Genomic DNA, 24098 nt, shown 5'->3' on the forward strand with positions numbered 1-24098 from the left:
GGGGTGACGCGTCAGGTGGTGAGCAGCCCGCGCGCCACGAGGTCGGCGACAAACCGGGTGACGTCGTCGCCCAGAGCCTCCTCGGGCACGCCGGCAGCCGTTGCGACCCTTGTCGACAGGTTGCTCGGGTCCTGTCGCAGCGCCTCGAGCCAGATGAGCGCCGCGGTCCCGTCGAGCACGTGGATCGGCCCGTGCGGCAGGCGCGCGACGTAGACCCTCGTGCCCCCGTCGTCGCGGTCGACGGTCCACCCGACCCCGGTCGGGACGCGGTGGGTGTCGCGGGCTGTCATCGGGCCCGTCCCGTGACCTCGACGACGGCCTGCCGGACGCGGTCGACGAAGGCCCTTGCGATCTCCCCGGGTGTGGGTGGGCGGCCCAGTCGAGCGGCCAGCGCGTCGGTGTTGACGAGGGGCAGCATGGCGATGAGCCGCAGCCTGGAGGGCGCATCGGGCGCGGTGCGGATCCTGGCCCGCCACTCGGACAGGCGGGAGTCCCCCTGGGTCAGGGCGAGCCAGTCACGCAGTCCGGCGGCGTCCTGGACGCGGTCCGTCTCCCCGGTCCCCACGGCGAAGGCGGTCTCGGCACCGATGGCCACAGCCTCCGCCGCCATCGCCGCACGGGCCTCGTCGTCGGCGTGGTGCCAGACGTGCTCGACGTCCGCCGTGGCCTGGCCTCCCTCGACATTGCGCGCGGCGTGCAGCACGAGCAGGACGCCGTGAGCCGCGGGTCCGGGCGTGGCACAGCGGGCGCCGCCGATGTCGCGGTGGGTGCGTCCTTCCCAGAGGTGGTCGAACGCCGCGGTGGCGTCCAGACCGATGCCGGGGAAGTGGCGGTGCACGTCGAGGTGACCCCATACCGGGTGGTCGAGCGTCGCCGCGTGCCCGAAGGGAGAGCCTGTCCGGAACCCGCTCACGAGGCGGAACCCGGCGTCCGTCGTCAGTCGGAGGAGCAGCGCGACGTCCTCGGGACGCACCAGCACGTCGATGTCACCGGGCCGCCGGCCGGGGTGGGTCATCGCGTCGTCGATCGCCGCACCCTTGATGTGGAGCAGATCCACGCCGTGTGTTGCGGCGATGTGCTGGATCGCGGCGTGCCCCAGGCGCACCCGGGCGCCCAGCGGGACGTCCGCGACGCCGTCGCCCGGCTGCCCGCCGCTGACCCGCTCCAGCACCGCGCGCATCTGCTCGACCCGCTCGGCCCAGGTCGGCACGGTCGGGTCCGACCCGGTCGGGAAGGTGTCACTGGCCGGGACCGCTGCCGCGACCGTCGCGGCGAAATCCTGCGCAGGGACGACCCGGCGGCGCTCGTCCGCGACGTCGCGGAAGCCGGACACGGGTGTGCTGACGACGACCCGACCTGCTGCCAGGTACTCGTGGAGCTTGATCGGGTCGAGGCTCTCGGTGAACTCGTCGACGACGTGGGGGACGACGAGCACGTCCGCGTGCTGGAGGTACCCGCCGACCTCCGACGCGGGACGGGGGCCGAGGCGCACCACCCCCGCTGCCGCGAGCCGGGCGTCCTCGTCTCGCCCCAGGGCGTTGGGCCCGACGAGCACCAGCGTGCCCGTGTCGCCGAGCGCGTCCGCCGTGGCGACGCACAGGCCGAGGTCGAGACGGTCGCTGTGCAGCGTGCCGACGTAGACCGCGACAGGACCGGGCGGGAGGTCCGCCGGCCTAGCGCGGGCACGCCGGATGCCTTCCGCGTCGACGGCGTTCTGGATGAGGGTGACCGGCCGTCGCGGCGACTTGGTGCGCACGAGGCCCGTGGAGCAGACGACGACCTCGGCGCAGCCCTGCATCAGCTCGTCCTCCTGGCGGACGAGGCGCGCGTGGGTCGCGTCGTCCCGTTGGGCCGCGAGCCAGTCGTCGGTGATGTCGTACAGGGCGGGCCAGTCGCTCATCTCGAGCAGCTCGGCGCCAGCGGGGTCGTTGACCCACAGCGTCGGCTGCGGCAGGCCGGCGCGGGATGCCGACCTCAGGATGCCCCGGGCCCACCTGCGGTCGTAGCCGTGGTCGAGCAGGCGGGGGAGGGGCTTGGTCGGCTCGTGGAGCCAGATCGCGCCGGGCGCCACCCCGTCGAGCCGAGGTCCGATCCGCAGGCCGCGACCGGGGCGGGGCAACGAGCCCGTGCGGATCGCCTGGGAGAGGTCGCTGGGCGGCTCGACGAAGAGGACCCTCAGCCCGGGGTCGGTACGCAGCAGGCCCGCCACGAGGTGCTGGTTCCTCCGCCACACCTCGTCCCACGGCTCGAGGGAGATGACGACCAGGCACCTGTCGGCGGGCCCGGTCGTCACGGCACGTCGGGCCGCCGCGTGCTCGTACACCGCGTCGGTGGCAGCTGCCTGACCGGTGATCGAGAAGGTGGAGTGCTGCCGTGCCCTGAGAGCTGCTCCGTAGGCCGCGCGCCGGCGCGGGTCGTGGGCGAGGGCGACCAGCAGCCTCCCGGCGGCCACCGGGTCGCCGACGGGGAAGAGTGCGGCCGCGGCCACCGGCCCCACGGTCTCGAGGTGGCCCGCAGCCGCACTGGCCACGACCGGCAGGCCGCTGGCCATCGCCTCGACGACGGCCAGCCCCAGCCCCTCCACTCCGCACGTCGCCATGAAGATGCTGGCGCGGGACATGAGGGCATCGACGTCGTGCCGGTGGCCGAGGAAGGTCGTGCTCCCGCCGATGCCCAGTTCGCGCGCCAGTGCCTCCAACCGAGGGCGTTCGGCACCGTCACCGGCCACCCTCAGCTGCCATCCGTCGTCGGCGAGACCTGAGGCGGCGAAGGCCCGGATCCCGACCTCGGTCTGCTTTTCCGCCTCGAGGCGCTGGACCATCAGGACGGTTGGTTCGCGTGGTTCGCCGCTCTCACCGGCATGGCGATGCGGTATCCCCGGCAGGACCACGGTGGGCTCCCCTCCGACGACCTTCCTGATGTGCGAGCTGACCGCGATCTCGGCGTCCATCCGGCGAGCGGTCAGCCACAGTGCCGCTCGGCTGACCGCCCGGGAACCGCGACGGGCGGCGAAGTGGCGCGTACTGACGATCGGCGTGCCCACGAGGGTCGGCGCGATCGTCGCGGCGAGGTCGGCGGCCGACATGTGGGTGGCGACGAGATCGGCTGCTGACCCGGCGGGGCCGGCGAGCTGCCGGACGGCGTCGAGGATCCCCCGGACGGGACGAACGGACACCGCGGGACGGTCTATGGCGGCGCGCATCCGCTCGACGTCCCCGCCGAGCACGGTCACCTCGTGGCCGCGGTCGTGCTGGGCGGCGGCGAGCACGGCGACGTGGCTCTCGACGCCGGCGAAGTCCTGGGTGCACACCACGTGGGTGATCCTCATGATGACACTGCTCCGGCTGTGGCCCCGGGATGGCGCGCACCGTCCATCGTCGCGTCCTGGGCGAGGAGGGTGCCCCCTTCGTCGTCGTGCAGGGCCTGGACACCCAGGCAGATCCCGGCGATGACGAAGGGGATGGAGCACTGGCTCGCGACCCAGAAGAGGTCGAACTGCCCCTGGATGAAGCGGGACAGCACGGCCAGCACGGCCAGGAGGCCGTATTCCGGAGGGACCCGCCACAGGACGTACACGCAACCGATCATCAGCACGACGAACCCGGCCAACCCGATCAGCCCGGCGGAGGCGAGGACCTCGATCTCCGCGTTGGGGGGTTGGAAGGCGGGGTACCTGCCGGTGTACCAGTACCTCAGCCCGACCCCGACGAGGGGCTGGGTGGACCAGATCTCGATGGCGTCCCCGAACCACGTCAGGCGTTGGAAGTAGGAGTTGAACTGATTGCCGCTCTTCGACTGCTCCTGGACCAGGGTGCCGACGACGACGGCGGCGGGGATGACGACCAGCAGGATGAGCTTGGAACGACGGCGATCGGTGTTGGACCGGAGCACGAGGATCGCGAGGACGATACCGAGCGCGATGATCGCCTGACGGGACTGGGTGAACCCCACGGCTGCTGCCAGCAGCCAGAAGATGCCGGCCGCGAGGTGCGGCTGCAGCTGGAGCCAGCGGGGTCGGACGTAGGCGATGAGGGCGGTCATCGCGAGGACCGTGCCGAGGAAGTTCTTCTGCATTCCGTAGCCGAGCTCCACCGGCCCGAAGGTGCCCTGGGCCAGGCTGATCAGGCCGCGGGCGACCACGAAGAGGGACAGGACGCACGCGGTGGCGAGCAGCAGCAGCATGCCCGTTCGCCCGTGGCCACCACGACCGATGGCCCACCCGTAGATCAGCGCCCCACCGATGAGGAACCAGGCGTGGACCCACTCGACGCCGTTGGCGAGGTACGGGTTGGCGATCACCGTGAAGAGCGTGCTGGTCTGGTAGATGGCGGTGAACCAGAGGATCTGTCGCATGGGTCGGCTGTAGGGACGTCGGGCGAAGACCAGCGCCGGAATCGTGCCCAGACCCAGGGCGAGGTCGGACACCGACAGGTCGACGCCGCCCCCGCCGACGCGGTATGTGACGTAGAGCAACGGCAGGAAGAGCAGGGGGACGAGTGCGGCGTCCACTGCGACGAGTCCGAGCAGGAGGACCGCGCCGGCCGCCGCCAGTGCGATCAGCGGCGTCTGAGGGACCAGCCACCCCACGCCGAGTGCGAGGAGCAGCGCGGCGAGCACGAGCGCCGCAGGCCCGCCGCTCGACCTCAGGGCGTCCATGGTCGCTCTCCAGAGCGGGTAAGCGCAGCGGACCTGCCCGTCAGTGCGGTCTCGACCGCGACGGGGCCGCGGAGATAGCGCACCGCGCGCCGTCGGGCGGCGGCGGCTCGCTGGTCGCGGAGCACGATGCCCCTCACCACGGAACCGAGGATGGTTGCGGCCCGCGTGACCTGCCAGCCGACGTCGCCGAAGTGCTTGCGGTGGTATCGCTCCTGGGACGCGTGGAAGTGGGCGTCACGGAGCGAGGAGTCCGTGCTCGTCGCCCCGCCGAGGTGGGTCGCGGCCACCTCGGCGACGAGCTCGTGGCGCCAGCCCAGGTGTGCTGCTCGTCGGGCCCAGTCGGTCTCCTCCGCGTACAAGAAGAAGGACTCGTCCAGCTCGCCGACCTGGGCCAAGGCCTCGGCACGCAAAAGGAGGACCGAGCCGATCACGTACTCGGCGCGGCGACAGCGGCCCAGTCCGATCGCCTCGACGATGCTGCCCCACGGAGTCGGGAAGGGCCACGAAACGCGACTGCTCCGACCCGATCCGTCGACCTGGGCCGGCCCCACGCTGGCGAGATCGGGCTCACGGAGCAGTCGCTCGTGCAATGTGCGGATGCCGTCCGGGTCGATCACGGCATCCGGGTTGAGGAGGAGGACGTCCGACGACGGGTGGAGCCGGTGGGCCAGGCCGTGGTTCACGCCGGCGGCAAACCCGCCGTTGTTCCCCGGGTCGAGGTAGCGGACACCGAGGTCCTCGCACACCGCACGGACCCCGACGTCGGAGGAGTTGTCCACGACGGTGATCGGCAAGTGCCGGATCGGGGTGAGGGTGTCGCGGAGCATGTCCGCAGAGTGGTAAGCGACGACGATGATCTCCAGCTCGCGGTGCGTGTCGTGCCGCTGGAGCCTTGCGACGGCCTCGTAGAGGGTCACGTACTCCGCGCCGATGGACTCCCAATCGTAGTCACGTGCCCGGGCCAGTCCCCGCGTGCGCATCGTCTCGTGGGTCGGCGTGTCATCACCGGCGCGCCCCAACGCCGCAGCCAGGGCGTCAGGGTCATCCGGGGGCACGAGGAGGCCGGCATCGCCCACGACGTCCGGCAGTGCGCCGCTGTCGCTCGCGACGACGGGGACACCGCAGGCCATCGCCTCGACAGCCACGCGCCCGAACTGCTCCAGCCAGCTGGCGGTCGTGCGTGACGGGACGGCGAGCACGTCCAGGCGTCGGTAGAAGTGGGGCAGTGCCGCCTGGTCGACCGGACCGAGGAACTCGACGCGGTCCGCAGCGGGCGAGCTCGCTGCCATCGAGCGCAGTCGCTCATGCTCGGGTCCTGCACCAGCGATCGCGAGGGTGAGCCGCGGGTTGCGGGCCACGGCCTCGATGAGGACGTCCACGCCCTTGTGGTGCTCCAACCGGCCCACGTAGCCCACCCGGATCGACGAGCCGTCGAGGTGCCCGGCTGGGTCGGGGGTGAACGTGGAGCCGTCGATACCCAGCCCGATGAGGACCGCGCGACCGATGAGGCCCTTGCGCCGGACGATCTCGCCCGCGCGCCGGTTGCAGACGCTCACGGCGCCGGCGTGCCTCAAGGACCACTTCTCGCACCAGCCGAAGGGAGGTGGGTACCGTTTGTCGAGGTTCTGCGCCGAGTACAGCAGGTACGGAACCCGGTTGCGCCGGAGTGCCCGGATCGCCAGGACCTCGGCAGTGGCCAGGGCGAAGGGCTCCTCGTGGAGGTCCAGGACGTCCCAATCCTCCCCGAGCAGCTGCCACAGCCGGCGAGGGTCGTAGAGGAAGAGCGCCGGGTGGGTCCCGAGAGTGCGCACTGCCTCGATGTCCTCGCCGGGCCGAGGGGTCATGGCCACCATTGACCCGCCTTCGTCCCACTCGGTCGCGGTCACCGAGTGGACCTCGATGCCCTGCGCCCTGGCGAACCGCTCGCGCGCCCGCCACGCGTCGACGACCCCACTGTGACTGATCCTGAGGACACGCATCGTCATACACTCCTAGGACAAGGGCTCTCGACTACGGACACTATCGCTGGTCAACGGCGCGGGAGCCAGGGAGACATCGACGGCAGGAGCACTGGTGCGGTTTACGGAGTTCGTCAGCGTCGTGACCTCCCGGTGGCGAATCATCGTGGCGTGCGTCGTGGTCGCGATGGCGGTGGCGGGAGTGACGACCTACCTCACAACACCGGTGTACACCGCCCAGGCCACGGTCTACCTGAGCGTCGAACCCGTGCAAGGGCGGGGCGACGGGACCGTGGTCCTCACCACCAGCGATCTCGAGACCTACCAGTCGATCCTCGGCACACCCGCAGTGCTCGACCCGCTGCGCAAGGACCTGGGGATGGTCGAGGGGCACCCGATCGACGTGGAAGCGTCCGTCTCGTCGTCGACATCGATCGTCGACATCACGGCACGCTCCTCCAGCCCGCAGGAGGCCGCTGAGGTGGCCAACGGGATCGGTCCACACCTGGCTGACGTGGCGGGCGACTTCTCCACCGTGATCACCAGCTCCAACAACAGGGTCGTGTCGCGGCCACTTCAGCCGGCGTCCGTGCCGACCAGCCCGACCTCGCCCAACCTGCGCAACAACCTCGCCCTGGCGCTGCTCGGCGGCCTGGTGCTGGGCGTCGGTCTGGCGTTGGTCCGGCACGCGCTGGACACCAAGGTCCGGTCGGAGGAGGACATCAAGAGTCTGTCAGACGCGCCGGTGCTGGCGACGCTGCCCGCAGAGCGCACGTCGGGCGGGGTCCTGCTGAGCATCGAGCACGACCCGCACGGCCAGCACGCCGAGAGCGTCCGACGCCTGCGCACCAACCTGCTCTTCGTGGACGTGACCACGGGCCGGCACTCCTTCGTCGTCACCTCGGCCGTGCCGGAAGAGGGCAAGACGACGACCGCGGTCAACCTCGCGCTCGCCATGGCGGATGCCGGGACCAAGACCCTCTTGGTCGACGCCGACCTGCGCAGCCCCTCGGTCGCGGACGTGCTGGGGATCGAAGGCGCCGTCGGGCTCACGACGGTCCTGCTCGGTCACGCCACGCCTGATGAGGTCATCCACCGGTGGGGCGCGTCCGGAGTGCACGTCATGCCGGCCGGGCAGGTGCCGCCCAACCCGAGCGAGCTCCTAGGGTCCCAGCCGATGGAGGACCTGTTCGCAACGTTGGTGGAGGACTACGACTTCGTCATCGTCGACAGCCCTCCCGTGCTCCCGGTGGTCGACGCCGTGATCGTCCAGCGGCTGACCGGCGGCATCCTCATGGTCGCCGGACACGAGCGCACCAAGAAGCGTGATCTCGCCAGTGCGATGAAGCAGCTGTCCACGGTTGATGCGGCGGTGTCGGGGTTTGCGCTGAACTTCGCCCCCGCACGCGGCCACCGGGCCTACGGGTACGGCGGCGAGACCAAAAAGCAGGCAGCCGGGCGGGATCCTGCGATCGCGCGCAAGGTGGTCCCCGAGCCGGGCTCGCCGTCAGGCCGTGGTCGGCCGAGGTGATCCCTCAGGCTGGGCGGCCCTGAGCGCATCGACCGGAGGTGTGGATCAGTGCGTGGGCGCTGCCGTCGTGGTCGTTGGCTGCGTCGTGAGCTGGGGGTCCGTGGCCGGCTGCGAGGCCGCAGGCGTGGAGGGGGCAGGCGTGGGTGTGACGACGTCCGCCTCCGGGGCCGGTGCCGACGAGGGGGTCGTCGACTCGGTGGCGACCGAGCTCTTGTCGGGGTCTGCGCCGTGGGCGCCCTGGCAGTGGCCGAGCGGACTCAGCGTGAGGTTGCGGGTCTCGGCGCGAGTGGCGCCCCCGCAGTCCCGGTAGGAGTAGGTCAGGGTGAGTGCACCCTGACCTCTGGCGTTCGTTGTGCCCCCGGCGAAGGTCAGGGTGCTCGACTTCCCCGCTGACACGAAGACGGTGCCGCCTCCGGACACGACCGTCCGACCGTTGATCCGGACCTGGAACGTCCGGATGCTGACGTTCACCCCGCAGCGCAGGCCGTTCGACAGCGTCAACCGGACAGTGTACGTCCAGCCCTCCTTGTGGGGACGGCAGCTCCACGAGGCGTCGGGGGTGATCGGCTGGGCACTGGCCGCGGTGGCGGGCGCAGCCACGCCGAGCGTCACGATCGGAGCGGTCCATGCAGCACCCTTGACCACCGACCGGCGGCCCAGCGGCTCCGCGCCCTGCGTCGAGTCATCCCCCATGTTCGCATTCCTCCAGTTGCGAGACCCCGTGCAGCGTGGTAGCGCTGACTGTCACACACTAGCATCGTCACTGGCTCAGGAGAATGCCTGGTCGACGTCACACCCCCACAGGTCGGTAGCGCAGCAGAGCTCGCCGGAATCGAGGAGCCTCATGGGCAGTCGGCAGTGGAGGCTGGCACTCGGTTGCGCAGTCGGCTTTGTCGTCGTCTACGTCGGCGCGGTGGTGGCCGAATCAGGCCAGCAGATCGACAACCAGGTGTTCGGGGCCGCCCAGCAGTTCGGCGGCGGGTCCGTGGCGATCCTCCTTCCGTGGGTGGCCCGTCGCCTCGTCCCCGCGGCTCTTGTCGTCGCCGTCGTCGTTGCTGCGCTCGTCCGGTGGCGGTGGGACCGGCGGCGTGTGCTCGAGGTTGCCGCGTTCGTCGTCGTGTCGGTGGTCGTCAGCCGGCTGCTGCGGGATCCTGTGCTGTGGCGGCCGGTCTACAGCGGCGAGGGGTACGCCTACCCCTTCAACACCTTCCCGTCGACGCACGTGACCCTGGTCGCCGCTCTGCTCGTTGCGGTGCGGCTCCTGTTGCCCCGCCGTCCGCGGGGGCTGGTCGTGGCCCTCGGCCTCGTGCTCGTCCTGGCGATGGTCGGCAACGTGGTCGGGCTCGCGCACCGGCCGAGCGACACCCTGGGGTCCATCCTCGTGGTCGGCACGGTCGCCGGAGTCGTCTTCGGCGTCAGCGCACGGGCCGACGCGGTTTCCAGCTGATCCCGAGAGCGTCGCGCACGTCGCCGGCAGCCCCGCGCCACTGGGGCACGATCCAGTTCCTGATCGAGGCAGCCAGGCATCGGGTCTTCCCTGCGACGGGAAGGGGGGCGACCAGGCATGCACGGAGCAGGTCGACATCGAGCCTGGTGTGGGGGAAGGCGAAGCGGCCGTGACCTTGCGGACGGTAGAAGGTGACGTCCCCGGCCCTGTCGGCCGAGTGGGCCAGCGGGTGCTTGCGCTGGAGGAAGGACTGCTCGGGCACCAGGGTGAAGAATCCGCGGGTGGCCAGCTCGGTGAGCATGACGTAGTCGTCCCCGACCACCGGCCGGAAGCCACGGGTCGCACGGAAGGTTTCGGTACGGACGAGCCCGTACACGAGGTGAGGAGCCTGGGCCCGCATGAAGTGGGCCATCCGTTGGTGCGGGGTGGGCTCGTCGATCGTCAGGCTCGCGTCACCGAGGTCTTCGACGACGTCGCCGTGTTCGTCGATGATGCGCGTTCGCGTCATGGCGAGCACGCAGCCGCTTCCGGCCGCCTCCAGGGCTGCGACGCAGCTCGACACGAAGGTGGGCAGCTTGACGTCGTCGGCAGCGGTGATCGTCAGCAGCGACCCACGCGCCTCGCGGATGAGGTTGTTGTAGTTCCACGTGCCGCCCCGGTTGTCTGCGTAGCGCAGGTAGCGCACCCGGTCGTCGCCCGCCGCGGCGGACCGGCAGATCTCCTCGGTGCCGTCGCCCGACCCGTTGTCGCTGATCAGGATCTCGACGGCGGGGTGGTCTTGGGCCATCACGGACGCGAGCGTCTCCGGCAGGTACCTCTCGCCCTGGTACACCGGGATCCCCACGGTGACCAGGGGTGCTCGGTCCGTCGCGTCGATCATGGTGTTCTCCCGATGCTGATGGCCTCGGTCCGCCCTGACGTCGGCGCTCCGCGCGCCTTTGCCTCGCCTGACAGTAGCAGCGGTGTCCACAGCGAGGTGGCTACTCTGGCGTCCATCGGGTGGCACGGGAGGAGTGACCGATGCGGATGGCGTACCTGTTCGTCTCGAACGTCCAGCACGAGGAGGTCGCCCACCGCAGGGGTGAGGTGCCTTCCCACCGACTGTTCTTCGCGGTCGAGCTGCGAGAGCTCGGCCATGACGTCCACCTGTGTCCGTGGCGGGTGCCCTCCTGGGTGCCCGGTGCTGCGCAGTGGTGGAAGGTCGCCCAAGCCATCTGGTGTGCGGTGATCCAGGGTCGCCTCGATGCCGTGGTCTGCACGCACGAGGCGGCGGCCAATGCTCCCTTGCTGCTGAAGGCCATGGGCGTCCTCCGGGTGCCCGTCGTTGTCCTGACTGTTGCGGCCACCGGCGAGCCCTACCGCGCGGACGACCTCGCGGGCCGGGTCCGGCGCCGGCTTCTGCGGGAGGCGGACCGCCTCTGCACCTTCAGCTCGGCCCAGGTCCGGCAACTCGCCGAGATCCTCGGCATCGACGAGCGCCGCGTGTCCTTCGTCCCGCTCGGCGTCGACACCGACTTCTTCCGTCCCCGGGTCGGCAGGCCACGCCTGGACTACGTGCTCGCGGTGGGCACGAACGAGGGCAAGGACTACCCGACGCTCGTGCGGGCGCTCTCGCCGGGTGAGCGCCTCGTGGTCGTCACCGACGAGGACAACATCAGCCAGGCTCGGGCCGTGATGTCGGACCAGGACGTCACCTTTCGCTCCCACGTGCCGATCAGTGAGCTGCGTGAGATGTACCTCGAGTGCCGGGTCATGGTCCTACCGCTGCGGGACATCGGCATCTCCACCGGCCAAACGGTTCTGCTCGAGAACCTCGCCGCCGGGACGCCGGTGGTCGTCAGCGACATCCCGGCCGTCGCCGACTACGTCGGTGGGGGAGCCAACCCGGTCGTCGTGCCGCCGGGCGACGTCGCTGGTCTCCGGCGGGCACTCCAGTCGGTGGGCTCGGCCGGTGCCGACGACACGACCCCACCCAGGTCCGCCAAGGACTCGGCCGACCTGTTGGCCGGTCTCATCCGCCGGGAGACCGTCCGCGGTTCGAGCTGACGGCGCCGGGTCAGCCTGCGAGCGAGGCCCACACCGCCGCATGCTGGGCCAGGCTCCGCTCCCAGGTGAGGTGAGCAGCACGACGGCGGCCGCGTGCCGCGATGGTGGCGACCTCCGGGTCGTTCGACGTGGCATCGATGATCCCCTGCGCGAGGGACGTGCTGTCCGGCTCGACGAGCAGAGCCCCGTCGCCGACGACCTCAGGCAGGGAACTGGTGGCGGCGGCGACCACGGTGGTGCCGACGGCCATGCCCTCGAGCGCGGGGAAGCCGAAGCCCTCGTACAGGGAGGGGACGATGACCGCCTCAGCAGCAGCCATCAGGCCCGGCATGAGATCGACGGCGACCATGCCGGTCAGGATCACGCCGGGTTGGTGGGCGAAGAGTGCCTGACGGCATGGGTGTGGGGGGCCGGTCAGGACGAGAGTGAGGTCTGGACGAGCCCGGTGGACCGCCGGCCAGGCGTGGGCGAGTCCGGCGAGGTTCTTGCGTTCGGACGCGCCCCCGGTGGTCATCACGAAGGGACGAGTGATGCCCAGTAGCGCGAGCGCCTCGGCCGAGGCTGGTGCCGCATCGAGGAAGCGTGGGTCGACTCCGTGGTGGATGACGTGCGGGTCCTCGATGCCCAGGAGATCGACCGCCTCCGAAGCACTGAAGTGCGAGACGCAGATGACGGCCGCGGCGCGACGGATCTCCTGGGCGGCGGCCGGGACGGGAGGCGACTCGTCGGGGTACTTCCACGCGACGACGTCGTGGAGGGTGATGACGTCCACGGGCGCCGGTGGCAGTTCTAGGTTCATGCGGTGGACGACGGCGTTGCCGGGGTGGATGGCACGGCCCACGGCCCGCCGCGCCGCCACGGGCGCCCGCGCCACCTGCGCCATCGGCAGCCGATGCGTGCCTGCCAAGGGCGAGCGGAGGGACCGGACGACGGCCTCGCTCGTGGTCCACCCGGCGGGCAGGGCCGCAGCGGCACGGGCGAGAACCTGCTGCTCGTAAACGCCCGTGCCCAGCAGATCGGCTGCAGCCGTGCGTGCAATCCTCAGGTGGGGCATGCACTCTTCCGTTCCTCAGGGGGTGACTGCCATGATGGCCCCCGTGGGTGGGGCGAAGGGGGCATCCGTGTCCAAGGGTAGGCCGCGGCGCGTGGCGCTCATCGCATCGTCGTACCACCCGTACGTCGGCGGCGTGGAGGAGCACGTCCGGCAGCTCGCGCGAGAGCTGCATCGTCAGGGCGTCAGCGCAGAGGTGTGGACGGTCGACCGTGGTGAGCACCTCGGCGAGCAGGCCGTCGATGGGATCACCGTGAGGTACCTCCCGACACCGCTACCTGCTGCACAGGTGGGTGCCGTGCTCAGGTTCGTGGCGGCCCTGCCGGTTGCTGCTCGCTCGTGGTCCAGGGCCATGCGTCAGTTTCGTCCCGACGTTCTCCACGTGCACTGCTTCGGGCCCAACGGGGTGTACGCACTCGCGGCTCATGCCATCGCCCGGACCCCACTCGTAGTGACCACGCACGGAGAGACCTTTGCCGATGACCACGGCGCCTACGACCGATCGGCCCTGCTGCGGATGGCGCTGCGCCGTTCGGTGGTCCGCGCGGTCGCCGTGACCGCGCCGGCCGAGTTCGTGCTGGCCGACCTGCGGGCCCGCTTCGGCCTGAGGGAGGGTGTCGTGGTCCCCAACGGTATCGACCCGCACCCGCAAGCGATGGAGCCGGTGGACCTGCCGCCCGGTCGACCGGTGGTGCTCGGTGTCGGTCGAGTCGAGCACATGAAGGGGTTCGACCTGCTGCTGGACGCCGCCGCTGATCCTCGGTTGGCCGGCGTCCAGGTGGTCATCGGCGGCGATGGCACCGACGCCGAGCGGCTGCGGGCACTGGCTCGCGCGGCCGGCATCTCCGAGCGGGTGCACCTGCTGGGTCGCCTGAGTCCGAGGCAGGTGGCCACGGCGATGTCACACGCCGATGTGGTCGTGGTGCCGAGCCGCCGGGAGGCCTTCGGGCTGGTGGCCCTCGAAGCATGGCGGGCTGGGACGCCACTCGTGGGCACGGTTCACGGGGGGATGCCGGAGTTCGTGTCCGACGGTGTCGATGGTGTGCTGGTCGACCCCATCGACTCCTCGGCACTTGCCGGTGCGGTCGCCGCGCTCCTTGCAGACCCGGTCACGGCGGCGGCCCTCGCGGCGGCGGGCAGCGCCCGGTGCGAAGAGTTCTCGTGGCAGGCCGTGGCTGACCTGTACTGCGACCTGTACGAGGCCGGAGGCCGTGATGCCTGACCGTTTGGGCGATCGCGTCTGGCCCTACGACTCCGCCAGCAGGCGCCGCGCGCGCTCGTTGTGGCGAGTGGCTACCGCCGCTGCGCGGTCGCGGTCGATGGAGCCGATGATCCTGCCCGCCTACTGGTGGAACGGACACCCCAACTTCGGCGATGCGCTCACGCCGTGGATCCTCGCGCGGTACGGAGTCGTCGCGGTCCACACGCCTCCTGACAGGGCTCGTGCCTCAGGGGTCGGCAGCATCGTCGAACAGCTGCAGTCAGACTTCAGCGGGACAATCTGGGGCTCGGGATTGCTGCACGGTGACCCGCTGGAGCTCCCGCAGGCTCGGGTCCTCGCGGTGCGCGGTCCGCTGACCAAGGCGGCGCTGGGTATCGAGGAGGACGTGGCGCTGGGCGATCCCGGACTGCTCGTGGGGCGATGGGCGTCGCGCGGCAGGGCCCGTTGGAGGATCGGCATCGTGCCGCACGGGGTGCACCGCGAGGACCCGTCGTTGCAGGATCTGGTCGCCCGGCGCGTGCGTGGAGCCACGGTCGTGGATGTCCGTCGAGGCCCCGGGGCAGTCATCCGGCACATCTCGCACTGCTCTGCCGTGCTCACCACCTCCCTACACGGACTGGTGGTGGCCGACGCCTTGGGGATCCCTGCTGCGTGGACCCAGCGCCACCCTCCGCTGTGGGGTGGCGACTTCAAGTTCCGTGACTACGAAGCCGTCGTGACACCGGGGCGCAGCCGAGAGATCCGAACCGACGGGGTCCTGTCATCGACGGACCTGCTCGCGGCCATGGCGCTCCCGGACACCGAGGCCCGGGAGGAGTCGATCGCCCGCGTGGAGGAGACCATCCGGGATCTGCCCGTGTCACGTGAGAGCGTGTGGCGAGTGCAGGCCATGCGGCGGGGACACCGCTGACCGGGCTTACGTGGTGTGCCTCGCCCCCTGGTCAGGTCCTGGGCGTGATCGCCGCACGGGTCCTGCGCGCCCAGGCCATGGCGCCCCGTGACCGACGAAGCGCCTGACCGCGCATGATCGAGCGTCGGGGCCACACCCAGCCACGCAGAGCGGCCTCAGCAATCATCTCCGCCTCGTAGGGCTCAGACGGAGCGGCCAGCACCTCGGCCATGTAGGCGGCGCGCTGGCGAACACGCCACGGACGGAATACCTGGGGGGTGAACCTGCCGAGGCCGCCCACGATCTCCAGCGTGAGCATCGTCCTCATGCACTTCTCGCACTGCGAGCAGTTGATGGGGGGTCCGTCGACCTCGTGGATGCACACGTCGAGGAACGGCCGCAGGTCAGCGGGGAGATCTGCCACGGCCAGGGTCTTGGCGACCCTGGGCTCGAGGCCGGTGATCCGGGCGGTCAGGCGGGCTGAAGAGAGGAGCGGCAGGGCGAGGGGCTCCATCTCGGCCGAGTCCGGCGAGGGGTGGATCCCGACCGGGTCGAGCGACGTGGATGCGCTGTAGAGCCATGTGCCGATGCCGGACGCGAGGACGTGCGCGGCGGCAGCATTGCGCATGAACCCGGTCTGGAGGAACGCGGTCCTCGTGTAGGCCTCGTCGAGGCGGAAGTGCTCGTCGAGATTGCTGTCGAGGTCGATCAGCGGCAGTCCGAGTGTGCCGGTCGCTCTCTGGACCCTGGCCAGCCGCTTCTGGAAGAGCGCGGTGGAGCCGGGTGAGGATCCGTGCGAGCCGACGTTGTTGAACAGGAGGTGAGTCAGGCGACGAACACCTGGATCCGGGTCGAGGTGGTGCCGGACCAGGGCGGCGAACGAATCGACGCCTCCGGAGAACCCCATCCCGACGCCGGGGGAGCGGTAGGTGGCATCATCGAGCTCAGAGCACTCCACGTGGATCCGTCGGTACTCCGGATAGGTGCGACAGACGACGTGCTGGACGAGGTCCAGGGCGGAGTACAGGTCAGTTGAGACGCGTCCGTCGACCTGCAGGTCCCGGCCCTGCCGCATGGCCGGCAGAAGTAGGCCCAGGAGGGCGGGGTCCGCCACGGGAGAGAGCATGTCGTGGGCTGACGCGGGAACGCTGAACCACAGGTCATCGGTGGTCGAGCCGCGGACCCGGCTGGTCCAGATCGCCCGGTCGCCCTCAAGTCGAACTTCCGGAGCTCCGGTCGCCATGACCTCCGACACCTGGACCGCCACCTTTCACCCTCGTGCGCTTCGACGGGACGTCACCTGATGACGAGCCCGAGTGTAGTGCGCGACAGCCGCTGCAAATTGGCCGGCAGGACGCGTTGCAGGGTAGCGGAATCGCCCACAGAGAGGCCGGTCGCGACGACCTTGAGGAGGAGTACGTAGATGCCGCCGGCGCAGAGAGCTGCGGTCAGTGCGGCGGCGAGCAGCTGCACAGTCCCCGAAGGGTTGGCCAGGCCCGCCACGACGTGGACGATCACCGCCGTCACGGACGCGACGACGGTGGCCCGAAAGGTCCCGAGGAACTCGAGGCGCCCGACCATGAAGCTCTCCGTCTCACGTGCCGCCAGCCACACGATGCGCGTGAGCACCACGGCAACCTTCGCGATAACCGCCCCCCAGGCTCCGAAGAAGGGGATGGCGATCAGCGCCAGCACGGTGGCAGCGACGGCAGAGAGCAGATTGACCATCAGGACGCTGCTGCCCTGCAGGCGCGCCGTGACAAAGGCCTGCATCGGGAACGTGAGCACCAGGAAGCCGGAGACCACGGTGAGTGCCAGCACCAGGTCAGCGGCTGATGCGAAGGCGTCGCCGTAGAGCGTGGGGACGAGGATCGCGAGGACCGGGCCACCGATGGCAACCACGAACCCTCCGAGCACGCCGCCAATGCGCGCCGTGCGACGGAAGGCGTCCTGGACGGCGTCGATGTCGACCTCTCTCAGGGCGGACACCGCCGGGGTGAGCGGGTTGAGCAAGGCGAGCGCCGGGGCCATCAGGTGACCGGCCAGCCCGAAGGCCACCGCATAGAGTCCCACCTGCTCTGCGGTGGACAGCGCCTCCAGGATCACCACCTCGGAGCGATTCAGCGCGATGGCGCTCACGACGCCCGACGCGCCGATCGGCAGGGCAAATCTCCAAAAGCCTGGCGGCATCCCGGTCGGGAACCGTGGTGCGAGCAGTGCGACCCGGTAGTGCCGGTCGACCAGAGCGAGCGCCGCGATGACCCCGAGTCCGCCGACGACCATGCGCGTGGCCCACACGACGTCGGCCTTCGGCAGGAGGAACGCGGCGGTCAGCACGGCGCCCTGCATCACGATGTTGACCGCCATGGCCAGACGCGCTTCGGGGGCCGTGTCGTTCTGGATCGTCAGCGCTGCACCCGCGCCTCCGAATCCCGCAGGGATCCAGATGCCGAAGAGGATGGCGAGGACAAGGAGGGCCACGGGAACGTCCCCGAGCTGCAGCACAAGAAGGGTCAGGACGGGGGCGCCGATCAGCAGCCGAAATCCCTGGCTACGACTCAGGAGCGACCGGACCTCGGATCGGTCGCCGCGTGAGTGTGCCTTCGCGCCGAACTGGACCAGACCGTCGCCGACGCCGGCGAGGACGACCACCCCGGCGATCTCCATGACCAGGGTGAGGTAGGCGACGCGTCCGTAACCTTCCACACCGAGCAGGCGGGCGAGGAGGACGTTGACCACGAAGGCAAGGGGGAGTGACACCAGCACATGGATCATGGTCCACATGGCGCCGCTCACGGCTCTTGTCTCGAGGTCCCGGCGGCCGAGCCTGCCGGGCCCGGGGCCAGAGCCCGTGGTCATGTCGACGTCCTGGTCGGCAGGCCCCGGCGCGGATCGTCGTCCACCCGGACCGGGGTGGCACGCTGCACAATCGTCACGGGTCGATCGTTGCACGGACATCCCCCGCGAGGCCGGTTACCTCACCCCGCTCCGCGGGTAGGCTCCACGCATGGGGAAGCCGACGGTGAGCGACCGAGCGCGGCCTCTCGAGGTCGTCATCCTCGACCACACCGCGCAGCTCGGAGGAGCCGAGCTTGCGCTCCTGCGCCAGATGGATGCGCTCGCGGCACGCGATGACGTGGTGGCTCGGGTGATCCTCTTCGGGAATGGGCCCCTCGTCGACCGACTGCGTGACCACGGCCACGAGGTCGAGGTGCTCCCCCTTCGTCCGGGGCTGCGCCGCATGACGCGGTACGAGGCGGCTCGCCCGGCGACGGCGGCCAAGAGCGCGGCGGGAGCCATCCCCTTCGTCCGACGTCTTGCCGCTCGTCTGCGCCAGCTGGACGTCGACGTCGTCCACACGACCTCGCTCAAGGCGGACCTGCTGGGCGTCCCGGCTGTGCGTCTGGCCGGGCGGCCACTCGTGTGGCATGTCCATGACCGGATCAGCCGCGACTACCTGCCGACCCCCGTGGTCGCTCTGGTACGTGGGCTGGCGGCTCGTGCTCCGCGGGCGGTCGTCGCCAACTCACGTGCCACGGCCGAGACCCTCCCGGGGGCCCGTGGCCTGGTCGTCGCCCACCCCGGGCTGGCCCCCGATCAGCTGGCGCCTGCTCCGCGCACCCGACCCGCCACCCCGGTCGTCGGCATCCTCGGCCGGATTGCCCCGACCAAGGGTCAGCTCGAGTTCGTCCGTGCCGCCGCGCAGGTCGTGCGCCGCCACCCGGAGGCGACCTTCTGCATCATGGGCTCCCCGATGTTCGGCCACGAGGAGCACGAAGGGGAGATCCGTCACGAGATCGCCCGGCTGGGTCTCGACGACCACGTCGAGCTCGTCGGCTTCAGCGATGACCCGGCCGCCGAGCTCGACGCGATGACCGTGGCGGTCCACGCGTCGCCCGTCCCCGAGCCTTACGGGCAGGTCGTGGCCGAGGCGATGGCCCGCGGGGTGCCGGTCGTCGCGACCGACGCCGGGGGAGTGCCCGAGATCGTCACGGGCGGCCCGGTGCCGGTCGGCTGGCTCGTCCGTCCGGGTGACGTCGACGCCCTCGCCGAGGCGATCACCGCTGCCCTCGATGATCCCGACGAGGCCGAGCGTCGCGGCGCCGCCGGCTGGCAGCGGGCGCGCACCGACCTCGGCATCGGGCCGAGCACCGACACCATCGTGGGCCTGTGGCGCGAGGTGGCCGGCCGGCCCGGCCCGAGCACGCACGAGCGCCCGCGCGTGGCGATCGCCCACGACTACCTCACCCAGCGCGGCGGAGCGGAGCGGGTCGTCCTGGCCCTGCTGCGCGCCTTCCCCGACGCGACGGTGCATACGACCCTCTACGACCCCGCAGGCACCTTCCCCGAGTTCCGCGACGTCGACATCCGGGTCAGCCCGCTCAACCGCGTCGGGCCGCTGCGCCGCCACCACCGCGCGGCGCTGCCCTTCCTTCCCTTGGCCTCGAGCCTGCTGCGGATCGACGCGGACCTCGTCATCGCGAGCAGCAGCGGCTGGGCGCACGGCTTCCCGACGACCGGACCCAAGCTCGTCTACTGCCACGCGCCGGCCCGCTGGCTCTACCAGAGCGAGCGCTATCTCGGCGGCGACCCGCGACGCTCGCCGACCGGGCTGGCGCTGCTCGCGCTGCGCGCCCCGCTTCGTCGCTGGGACCGCCGTGCGGCCGCCCGCGCCGACGCCTACCTCGCCAACAGCCGCGTCGTGCGTGACCGGGTCCACGAGGCCTACGGCATCGACGCCGAGGTGCTGCCGCCCCCCTTCGCCGTCGACACCACCGGCGAACGCGCCCCCGTGGACGAGGGCGTCGAGCTGGGCCCTGGCTACCACCTCGTCGTCTCTCGCCTGCTGCCGTACAAGAACGTCGACCAGGTCATCGAGGCCTTCCGCGGTCTGCCGGAGCGCCTCCTCGTCGTCGGCGCCGGCCCCCTGCTCGAGCAGCTGCGGGCCGCCGCCCCGGACAACGTGCGCATCGCGACCGACCTCACCGACGCGCAGATGCGGTGGGCCTACAGCCATGCGCGCGCTCTCGTCGCGGCGAGTCACGAGGACTTCGGCCTGTCCCCGCTCGAGGCCGGGGCCTTCGGCCGACCGACGCTCGCGCTGCGCGCCGGTGGCTACCTCGACACCATCGCCGAGGGGGTCAACGGCGCCTTCTTCGACGTACCGACGGGCGACGCGATCCGGGCCGCGGTCGTTGCCGACCGTAGCGCCACGTGGGACGACGCGGCGATCCGCGCGCACGTGGAGGCCTTCTCTCCCAACAGATTCGTCGAGCGCGTGCGAGCCGCCGCGGCGCGGCTGGCATCATGAGCGCATGACCAGTCCTGCAACTGACCGGCCCCGCATCCTCTCCGGGATGCAGCCCACGAGCGACTCCCTCCACCTCGGCAACTACCTCGGGGCGCTCGTCAACTGGGTCGGTCTGCAGGAGGACTTCGACGCCTACTACTTCGTCGCCGACCTGCACGCGCTCACCGTGCCGACCGACCCGGCCGACGTCACCCGTCGCAGCCGCGTCACCGCCGCCCAGTACATCGCCGGCGGCGTCGACCCCGAGCGCTCGGCAATCTTCTGCCAGAGCCACGTGCGCGAGCACACCGAGCTGATGTGGGTGCTGTCCTGCCAGACCGCCTTCGGCGAGGCGAGCCGGATGACGCAGTTCAAGGACAAGACGGCCAAGGGGCACAACGCCAACGTCGGCCTCTTCACCTACCCGATCCTCATGGCCGCCGACATCCTGATCTACGACGCGGCCCGGGTGCCGGTCGGCGACGACCAGCGCCAGCACCTCGAGATCACCCGCGACCTCGCCGAGCGCTTCAACGCCCGCTTCGGCGACACCCTCGTCGTCCCCGAGCCGCACATCCTCAAGGAGTCGGCGCGGATCATGGACCTGCAGGAGCCGACGGCCAAGATGAGCAAGTCCTCGTCGACGGACAAGGGCCTGATCTCGCTGCTCGACGAGCCCAAGCGCATCGCCAAGAAGATCCGCTCCGCCGTCACCGACACCGACGGCGAGATCCGCTACGACGTCGACGCCAAGCCCGGCGTGTCCAACCTGCTGTCGATCCACTCGGCCCTGTCCGGCACGTCGATCGCCGACCTCGAGACGCACTTCGCCGACCGCGGCTACGGCGACCTCAAGCAGGAGGTCGCCGACGTCGTCGTCACCGCGATCGAGCCCTACCAGCGCCGCATGGACGAGCTCATGTCGGACCCGGCCGAGCTCGACAACATCCTCGCCAAGGGCGCCGCCCGGGCCGCCGAGGTCGCCTCCGCGACCCGTGACCGCGTCTACGAGCGCGTCGGGCTGCTCGCCCCCAAGGCCTGATCGTGGCGGTCCACGGCGTGTCCATCGCGATCCCCGAGCCCTGGGGGTCGCAGCTGCAGCAGCAGCGCGAGGACGTCGGCGACCCGATGGCCCGGGCGATTCCGCCCCACGTCACGCTCATGCCGCCGACCGAGGTCCCCGACCGCGAGCTTGCGGCCTTCACCCACCACCTCGGGTCCGTCGCCTCGGCGCACGGCCCCTTCACGATGCAGCTGCGGGGCACCGGAACCTTTCGCCCGGTGAGCCCCGTGGTCTTCGTCCAGGTGGCCCGGGGGATCCCGATGTGCGAGCGGCTCGAGCAGGCCGTGCGGCGCGGGCCCGTCGTGCGCGAACTCGAGTTCCCCTACCACCCGCACGTCACGATCGCCCACCAGGTAAGCGATGCCCAGCTCGACGAGGCCTTTGGGGCGCTCGCGACCTTCGACGCGACCTTCGAGGTGACCGACTTCCACCTCTACGAGCACGGTGACGACGGCGTGTGGCGCCCCATGACCGACTTCGCGCTCAGTGGGGAGCCTCTGCAGCCTTCATCGTGAGGTGCCCCTCCGGGTCGAGCCGGTCGAGGACGGCCGAGCAGATGTCGGACAGCTGGCCGACCTGCTCCGGGGTGAGTGCGTCGAGGACCTCCTCGCGCACGAGCGACACGTGACCTGGGGCGGCCGCGACGATCGTCTCCCAGCCCGCGTCGGTGAGCGTGGCGTCGGTGGCCCGCGCGTCGGTCTGGCTGGGTCGCCGGACGAGCAGCCCGCGCTCCTCGAGACGCCGCGCGACGTGCGACAGGCGGGGGAGGGTGGCCTGGGTCCGCTGGGCCAGCCACGACATGCGCAGCGTGCGCTCGGGTGCCTCGGAGAGCATCGCGAGCACCTGGTACTCGAAGTGCGTCAGGGCCGAGTCACGCCGCAGCTGAGCGTCCAGACGCGATGGCAGCAGCTCCGCCAGGGCGATGAGGCGAAGCCACGCCGTCAGCTCGTCGTCGGTGAGCCAGCGCGGTTCCATCCGGTCATTCTGTCCCGTGCTTGTCGGGACAAGCAACCGGGGTCAGGCACGGCATACTCGGTGCATGGACGTCACGCACACGTCGATCCGGGGGGTCCTCGTCCTCACGCCGACCCCGCACCGGGACGATCGCGGCTTCTTCTCACGGACCTTCGACGCCGCCGTGGTCGCCTCGGCGGGCATCGACCCGCACGGCTTCGTCCAGGACTCCGTCTCCAGGTCCGCATCGGGCGTGGTGCGTGGGTTGCACGTCCGCGTCGGAGCGGGGGAGTCCAAGCTCGTGCGGTGCTCTCGGGGGGCGATCTTCGACGTGGTGGTCGACCTGCGGCCCGGCTCGCCCACGTACCTGCGGTGGCTCCCCTTCGAGCTCGACGACGAGACCCCGCGCTCCGTGTACATACCGGCTGGGTGCGCCCACGGCTTCCAGGCGCTCACCGGGCCGGCGGACATCAGTTACCGGATCGACCGTCAGCACGACCCCGCGGAGGACCTCACGATCTCCTTCCGGGACCCGCAGCTGGACATCCCGTGGCCGTTACCGGTGACCCTGGCCTCGGATCGGGATCTGGGCGCGCCGCCCATAGACCAGCTGGGCGAACGTCTGGCGATGATCGCCCCTGAGCTGCGCTGACCAGCTTCTGCTGGGTGCCCCCCTCAACCCTCGGCGGCGTCCGACGTGAGGGCCTCGAGGACCCCGGCGTCCAGCAGCCGACGCGCGGCCGCTCGGACGACGCCGAAGTCGGTGTCGGCCCGCTCGGCGATCTCGAGCAGCGAGGTCCGCCCGTCGGCCAGGGCGAGGACCCATAGCATCGCCATGACGGCGTCGTCGGCGGTTTGGCCGCCCGTCGTCGGGTAGAGGCCGCGTCGGCCAAGCTGGGGCTCGCCGCGCGGCAGGAGGTTGCGGTGCAGGCCGTCGTGCTCGATCACCTCGACGATCTCGAGGAGGGCCTGCACGGCCTCCTCGAGGTGATCGCCTGACAGCAGGTCGAGGTCGTCGGCCGAGGTGTGGTATTCCGGGTACTCGCCGTGCGGGGTGCGGGTCAGTCGGCCGACCGGCAGGTCGAATCCCAGGGAGTTGTACTGCCGTTCGTCATATCCCCAAGGGGTGTAGTCGCGGATCTCGCCACGGCGTCGTGCGACGACGTGCGCTGCTGCGCGGTCGATCGAGCGGTCGCCGTGACGGCTGCGCTTGTACACGAGGGGGCCTGGGCCACCCACGCCGGTGAGGACGAGCCCGTGCCGGACCCGGGGCAGCACGTCGGCGCGGTGCTCTAGCCAGACGAGGGAGCCGATGGTCCCGGGGGCGAAGACGAAGCGGTAGGTGAGGCGCCGCGAGGGGAGGGCACGGACCTGGCGAGCGAGCTCGACTGCGACGGCGAGCCCGCTGAGGTTGTCGTTGGCCATCGACGGGTGGCAAAGGTGGCTGCTCACGAGGACCTCGTCCTCGCTCTCGCCGGGCACGACCAGCTCGCCCCAGACGAGCTCGCCGGTCTCGAGCCGACTGTCGACCACGACGTCGTAGGGTCCCTCGTCCAGGGAGTCGAGCACACGCTGGGTGAGGCAGAAGCCCCAGTCCCGGTGGTAGTAGGTCGTGCGGTAGGGGATCCAGTCAGGGTGCTCGGGCAGGGTGTGCAGGTGCGGGCGCAGCGCCGCGAGGTCCATGCGCTCGCGGACGGGGACGCTGTAGCCGACGAGGTGCAGGTCGTGGTCGGCCAGGTCGACGACGCGTCGCCCGTCGACGTGAGTGACGTGTGCCGCTGCAACATTCCACTCGTCGGGGACCACCCAGTCGCAGGCTCGGCTGCCGGAGGGGACGGAGTGCCGCTCGATGGGCAGCTCGTCGGCGATGACGTCGAGGGTGGCCCTGACCCCGTCTCCCGTCAGGCTGCGCAGGTGCGGTCGCAGGCGGCGGACGCGGTCGAGGAGGAGGCCCCCCAGATTTTCGGATCGGTCGGTCTCGTCCACCGGGC

20 protein-coding genes are annotated in these 24098 nt (G+C 70.9%); 9 read left to right on the plus strand and 11 right to left on the minus strand.

The features are described from left to right. Window positions 1–11: 11 nt before the first annotated feature. From B9B60_RS05915 to B9B60_RS05930, 4 genes are read right to left on the minus strand one after another with little or no spacing between them, the layout of a single operon-like run. Complete coding sequence (locus B9B60_RS05915) at window positions 12–290, minus strand: PqqD family protein (protein ID WP_084450271.1); 279 nt, start codon at window positions 288–290, stop codon at window positions 12–14. Beyond that, complete coding sequence (locus B9B60_RS05920) at window positions 287–3328, minus strand: glycosyltransferase (RefSeq protein WP_143445455.1); 3042 nt, start codon at window positions 3326–3328, stop codon at window positions 287–289. The genes B9B60_RS05915 and B9B60_RS05920 overlap by 4 nt, the downstream gene beginning before the upstream one ends. Continuing rightward, window positions 3325–4656 (minus strand): O-antigen ligase family protein, encoded by a 1332-nt coding sequence (locus tag B9B60_RS05925; RefSeq protein ID WP_084450273.1) that lies wholly within the window; start codon window positions 4654–4656, stop codon window positions 3325–3327. Before B9B60_RS05925 ends, B9B60_RS05920 begins: the two co-directional genes overlap by 4 nt. Beyond that, complete coding sequence (locus B9B60_RS05930; protein WP_234993765.1) at window positions 4644–6635, minus strand: glycosyltransferase; 1992 nt, start codon at window positions 6633–6635, stop codon at window positions 4644–4646. The genes B9B60_RS05925 and B9B60_RS05930 overlap by 13 nt, the downstream gene beginning before the upstream one ends. A gap of 94 nt (window positions 6636–6729) precedes the next feature. On the opposite strand from B9B60_RS05930, the gene B9B60_RS05935 reads away from it, so the two are divergent. Next, a complete protein-coding gene (locus B9B60_RS05935) occupies window positions 6730–8145 on the plus strand; it encodes a tyrosine-protein kinase domain-containing protein (RefSeq protein ID WP_084450274.1) in 1416 nt (471 codons plus the stop codon). Between the two features lie 45 nt (window positions 8146–8190). Here B9B60_RS05935 and B9B60_RS05940 read toward each other — a convergent pair whose 3' ends face one another. Next, window positions 8191–8838 (minus strand): hypothetical protein, encoded by a 648-nt coding sequence (locus B9B60_RS05940; protein ID WP_143445456.1) that lies wholly within the window; start codon window positions 8836–8838, stop codon window positions 8191–8193. 151 nt (window positions 8839–8989) lie between these two features. Here B9B60_RS05940 and B9B60_RS16835 point away from each other — a divergent pair, with 151 nt between their 5' ends. Beyond that, the gene (locus B9B60_RS16835; protein WP_143445457.1) at window positions 8990–9592 is read left to right on the plus strand and encodes a phosphatase PAP2 family protein; all 603 of its coding nucleotides are present in this window, start codon (window positions 8990–8992) and stop codon (window positions 9590–9592) included. Here B9B60_RS16835 and B9B60_RS05950 read toward each other — a convergent pair. Then, window positions 9561–10472 carry a glycosyltransferase family 2 protein gene (locus B9B60_RS05950; RefSeq protein ID WP_084450277.1) on the minus strand — a complete coding sequence of 304 codons (912 nt, stop codon included), beginning with the start codon at window positions 10470–10472 and terminating at the stop codon, window positions 9561–9563. The two genes, B9B60_RS16835 and B9B60_RS05950, sit on opposite strands and share 32 nt — an antisense overlap. A gap of 140 nt (window positions 10473–10612) precedes the next feature. Here B9B60_RS05950 and B9B60_RS05955 point away from each other — a divergent pair, with 140 nt between their 5' ends. Continuing rightward, window positions 10613–11638: a glycosyltransferase family 4 protein gene (locus B9B60_RS05955; RefSeq protein ID WP_084450278.1), complete on the plus strand. Its 1026-nt coding sequence runs from the start codon at window positions 10613–10615 to the stop codon at window positions 11636–11638. A 10-nt stretch (window positions 11639–11648) separates the two neighbouring features. On the opposite strand, the gene B9B60_RS05960 is transcribed toward B9B60_RS05955, so the two are convergent. Further along, the gene (locus B9B60_RS05960) at window positions 11649–12692 is read right to left on the minus strand and encodes a glycosyltransferase family 4 protein (RefSeq protein ID WP_084450279.1); all 1044 of its coding nucleotides are present in this window, start codon (window positions 12690–12692) and stop codon (window positions 11649–11651) included. Window positions 12693–12726: 34 nt separating this feature from the next. Between B9B60_RS05960 and B9B60_RS05965 the strand changes: the two genes are divergently transcribed. Continuing rightward, window positions 12727–13911, plus strand: a complete 1185-nt coding sequence (locus B9B60_RS05965; protein WP_234993774.1) for a glycosyltransferase family 4 protein — start codon at window positions 12727–12729, stop codon at window positions 13909–13911. 97 nt (window positions 13912–14008) lie between these two features. After that, window positions 14009–14821 (plus strand): polysaccharide pyruvyl transferase family protein, encoded by an 813-nt coding sequence (locus B9B60_RS05970; RefSeq protein WP_159451159.1) that lies wholly within the window; start codon window positions 14009–14011, stop codon window positions 14819–14821. A 31-nt stretch (window positions 14822–14852) separates the two neighbouring features. Here the strand turns inward: B9B60_RS05970 and B9B60_RS05975 are convergent, their stop codons facing one another. Together B9B60_RS05975 and B9B60_RS05980 are read right to left on the minus strand one after the other, a co-directional pair. Then, window positions 14853–16043 (minus strand): hypothetical protein, encoded by a 1191-nt coding sequence (locus B9B60_RS05975; protein ID WP_159451160.1) that lies wholly within the window; start codon window positions 16041–16043, stop codon window positions 14853–14855. Window positions 16044–16096: 53 nt separating this feature from the next. After that, the gene (locus B9B60_RS05980; protein ID WP_159451161.1) at window positions 16097–17659 is read right to left on the minus strand and encodes an oligosaccharide flippase family protein; all 1563 of its coding nucleotides are present in this window, start codon (window positions 17657–17659) and stop codon (window positions 16097–16099) included. Window positions 17660–17807: 148 nt separating this feature from the next. Between B9B60_RS05980 and B9B60_RS17765 the strand changes: the two genes are divergently transcribed. From B9B60_RS17765 to B9B60_RS05995, 3 genes are read left to right on the plus strand one after another with little or no spacing between them, the layout of a single operon-like run. Continuing rightward, the gene (locus B9B60_RS17765) at window positions 17808–20111 is read left to right on the plus strand and encodes a glycosyltransferase (protein WP_084450284.1); all 2304 of its coding nucleotides are present in this window, start codon (window positions 17808–17810) and stop codon (window positions 20109–20111) included. 4 nt (window positions 20112–20115) lie between these two features. Next, entirely contained in the window at window positions 20116–21132 is a 1017-nt protein-coding gene (gene trpS / locus B9B60_RS05990) for a tryptophan--tRNA ligase (protein WP_084450285.1), read from the plus strand. Between the two features lie 17 nt (window positions 21133–21149). After that, window positions 21150–21668, plus strand: a complete 519-nt coding sequence (locus B9B60_RS05995; RefSeq protein WP_407656458.1) for a 2'-5' RNA ligase family protein — start codon at window positions 21150–21152, stop codon at window positions 21666–21668. On the opposite strand, the gene B9B60_RS06000 is transcribed toward B9B60_RS05995, so the two are convergent. Beyond that, window positions 21637–22128, minus strand: a complete 492-nt coding sequence (locus B9B60_RS06000) for a MarR family winged helix-turn-helix transcriptional regulator (RefSeq protein WP_084450287.1) — start codon at window positions 22126–22128, stop codon at window positions 21637–21639. The genes B9B60_RS05995 and B9B60_RS06000 overlap by 32 nt on opposite strands. A gap of 64 nt (window positions 22129–22192) precedes the next feature. On the opposite strand from B9B60_RS06000, the gene B9B60_RS06005 reads away from it, so the two are divergent. After that, window positions 22193–22759: a dTDP-4-dehydrorhamnose 3,5-epimerase family protein gene (locus B9B60_RS06005; RefSeq protein WP_084450288.1), complete on the plus strand. Its 567-nt coding sequence runs from the start codon at window positions 22193–22195 to the stop codon at window positions 22757–22759. 23 nt (window positions 22760–22782) lie between these two features. On the opposite strand, the gene B9B60_RS06010 is transcribed toward B9B60_RS06005, so the two are convergent. Then, complete coding sequence (locus B9B60_RS06010) at window positions 22783–24093, minus strand: DUF4910 domain-containing protein (RefSeq protein WP_200811165.1); 1311 nt, start codon at window positions 24091–24093, stop codon at window positions 22783–22785. Window positions 24094–24098 lie beyond the last annotated feature (5 nt).

Origin of the sequence: Janibacter indicus, from assembly GCF_900176385.1 — a bacterium.
Lineage (GTDB): Bacteria > Actinomycetota > Actinomycetes > Actinomycetales > Dermatophilaceae > Janibacter > Janibacter indicus.

Coding starts and splice junctions, on each gene's coding strand:
- B9B60_RS16835 (WP_143445457.1), top strand. CDS start 8,990: ATGGGCAGTCGGCAGTGGAGGCTGGCACTCGGTTGCGCAGTCGGCTTT.
- B9B60_RS05925 (WP_084450273.1), bottom strand. CDS start 4,656: ATGGACGCCCTGAGGTCGAGCGGCGGGCCTGCGGCGCTCGTGCTCGCC.
- B9B60_RS05955 (WP_084450278.1), top strand. CDS start 10,613: ATGCGGATGGCGTACCTGTTCGTCTCGAACGTCCAGCACGAGGAGGTC.
- B9B60_RS06005 (WP_084450288.1), top strand. CDS start 22,193: ATGGACGTCACGCACACGTCGATCCGGGGGGTCCTCGTCCTCACGCCG.
- B9B60_RS05920 (WP_143445455.1), bottom strand. CDS start 3,328: ATGAGGATCACCCACGTGGTGTGCACCCAGGACTTCGCCGGCGTCGAG.
- B9B60_RS05970 (WP_159451159.1), top strand. CDS start 14,009: ATGGAGCCGATGATCCTGCCCGCCTACTGGTGGAACGGACACCCCAAC.
- B9B60_RS05960 (WP_084450279.1), bottom strand. CDS start 12,692: ATGCCCCACCTGAGGATTGCACGCACGGCTGCAGCCGATCTGCTGGGC.
- trpS (WP_084450285.1), top strand. CDS start 20,116: ATGACCAGTCCTGCAACTGACCGGCCCCGCATCCTCTCCGGGATGCAG.
- B9B60_RS05915 (WP_084450271.1), bottom strand. CDS start 290: ATGACAGCCCGCGACACCCACCGCGTCCCGACCGGGGTCGGGTGGACC.
- B9B60_RS05965 (WP_234993774.1), top strand. CDS start 12,727: ATGGCCCCCGTGGGTGGGGCGAAGGGGGCATCCGTGTCCAAGGGTAGG.
- B9B60_RS05940 (WP_143445456.1), bottom strand. CDS start 8,838: ATGGGGGATGACTCGACGCAGGGCGCGGAGCCGCTGGGCCGCCGGTCG.
- B9B60_RS17765 (WP_084450284.1), top strand. CDS start 17,808: ATGGGGAAGCCGACGGTGAGCGACCGAGCGCGGCCTCTCGAGGTCGTC.
- B9B60_RS05930 (WP_234993765.1), bottom strand. CDS start 6,635: ATGCGTGTCCTCAGGATCAGTCACAGTGGGGTCGTCGACGCGTGGCGG.
- B9B60_RS06000 (WP_084450287.1), bottom strand. CDS start 22,128: ATGGAACCGCGCTGGCTCACCGACGACGAGCTGACGGCGTGGCTTCGC.
- B9B60_RS05980 (WP_159451161.1), bottom strand. CDS start 17,659: ATGACCACGGGCTCTGGCCCCGGGCCCGGCAGGCTCGGCCGCCGGGAC.
- B9B60_RS05950 (WP_084450277.1), bottom strand. CDS start 10,472: ATGATCGACGCGACGGACCGAGCACCCCTGGTCACCGTGGGGATCCCG.
- B9B60_RS05975 (WP_159451160.1), bottom strand. CDS start 16,043: ATGGCGACCGGAGCTCCGGAAGTTCGACTTGAGGGCGACCGGGCGATC.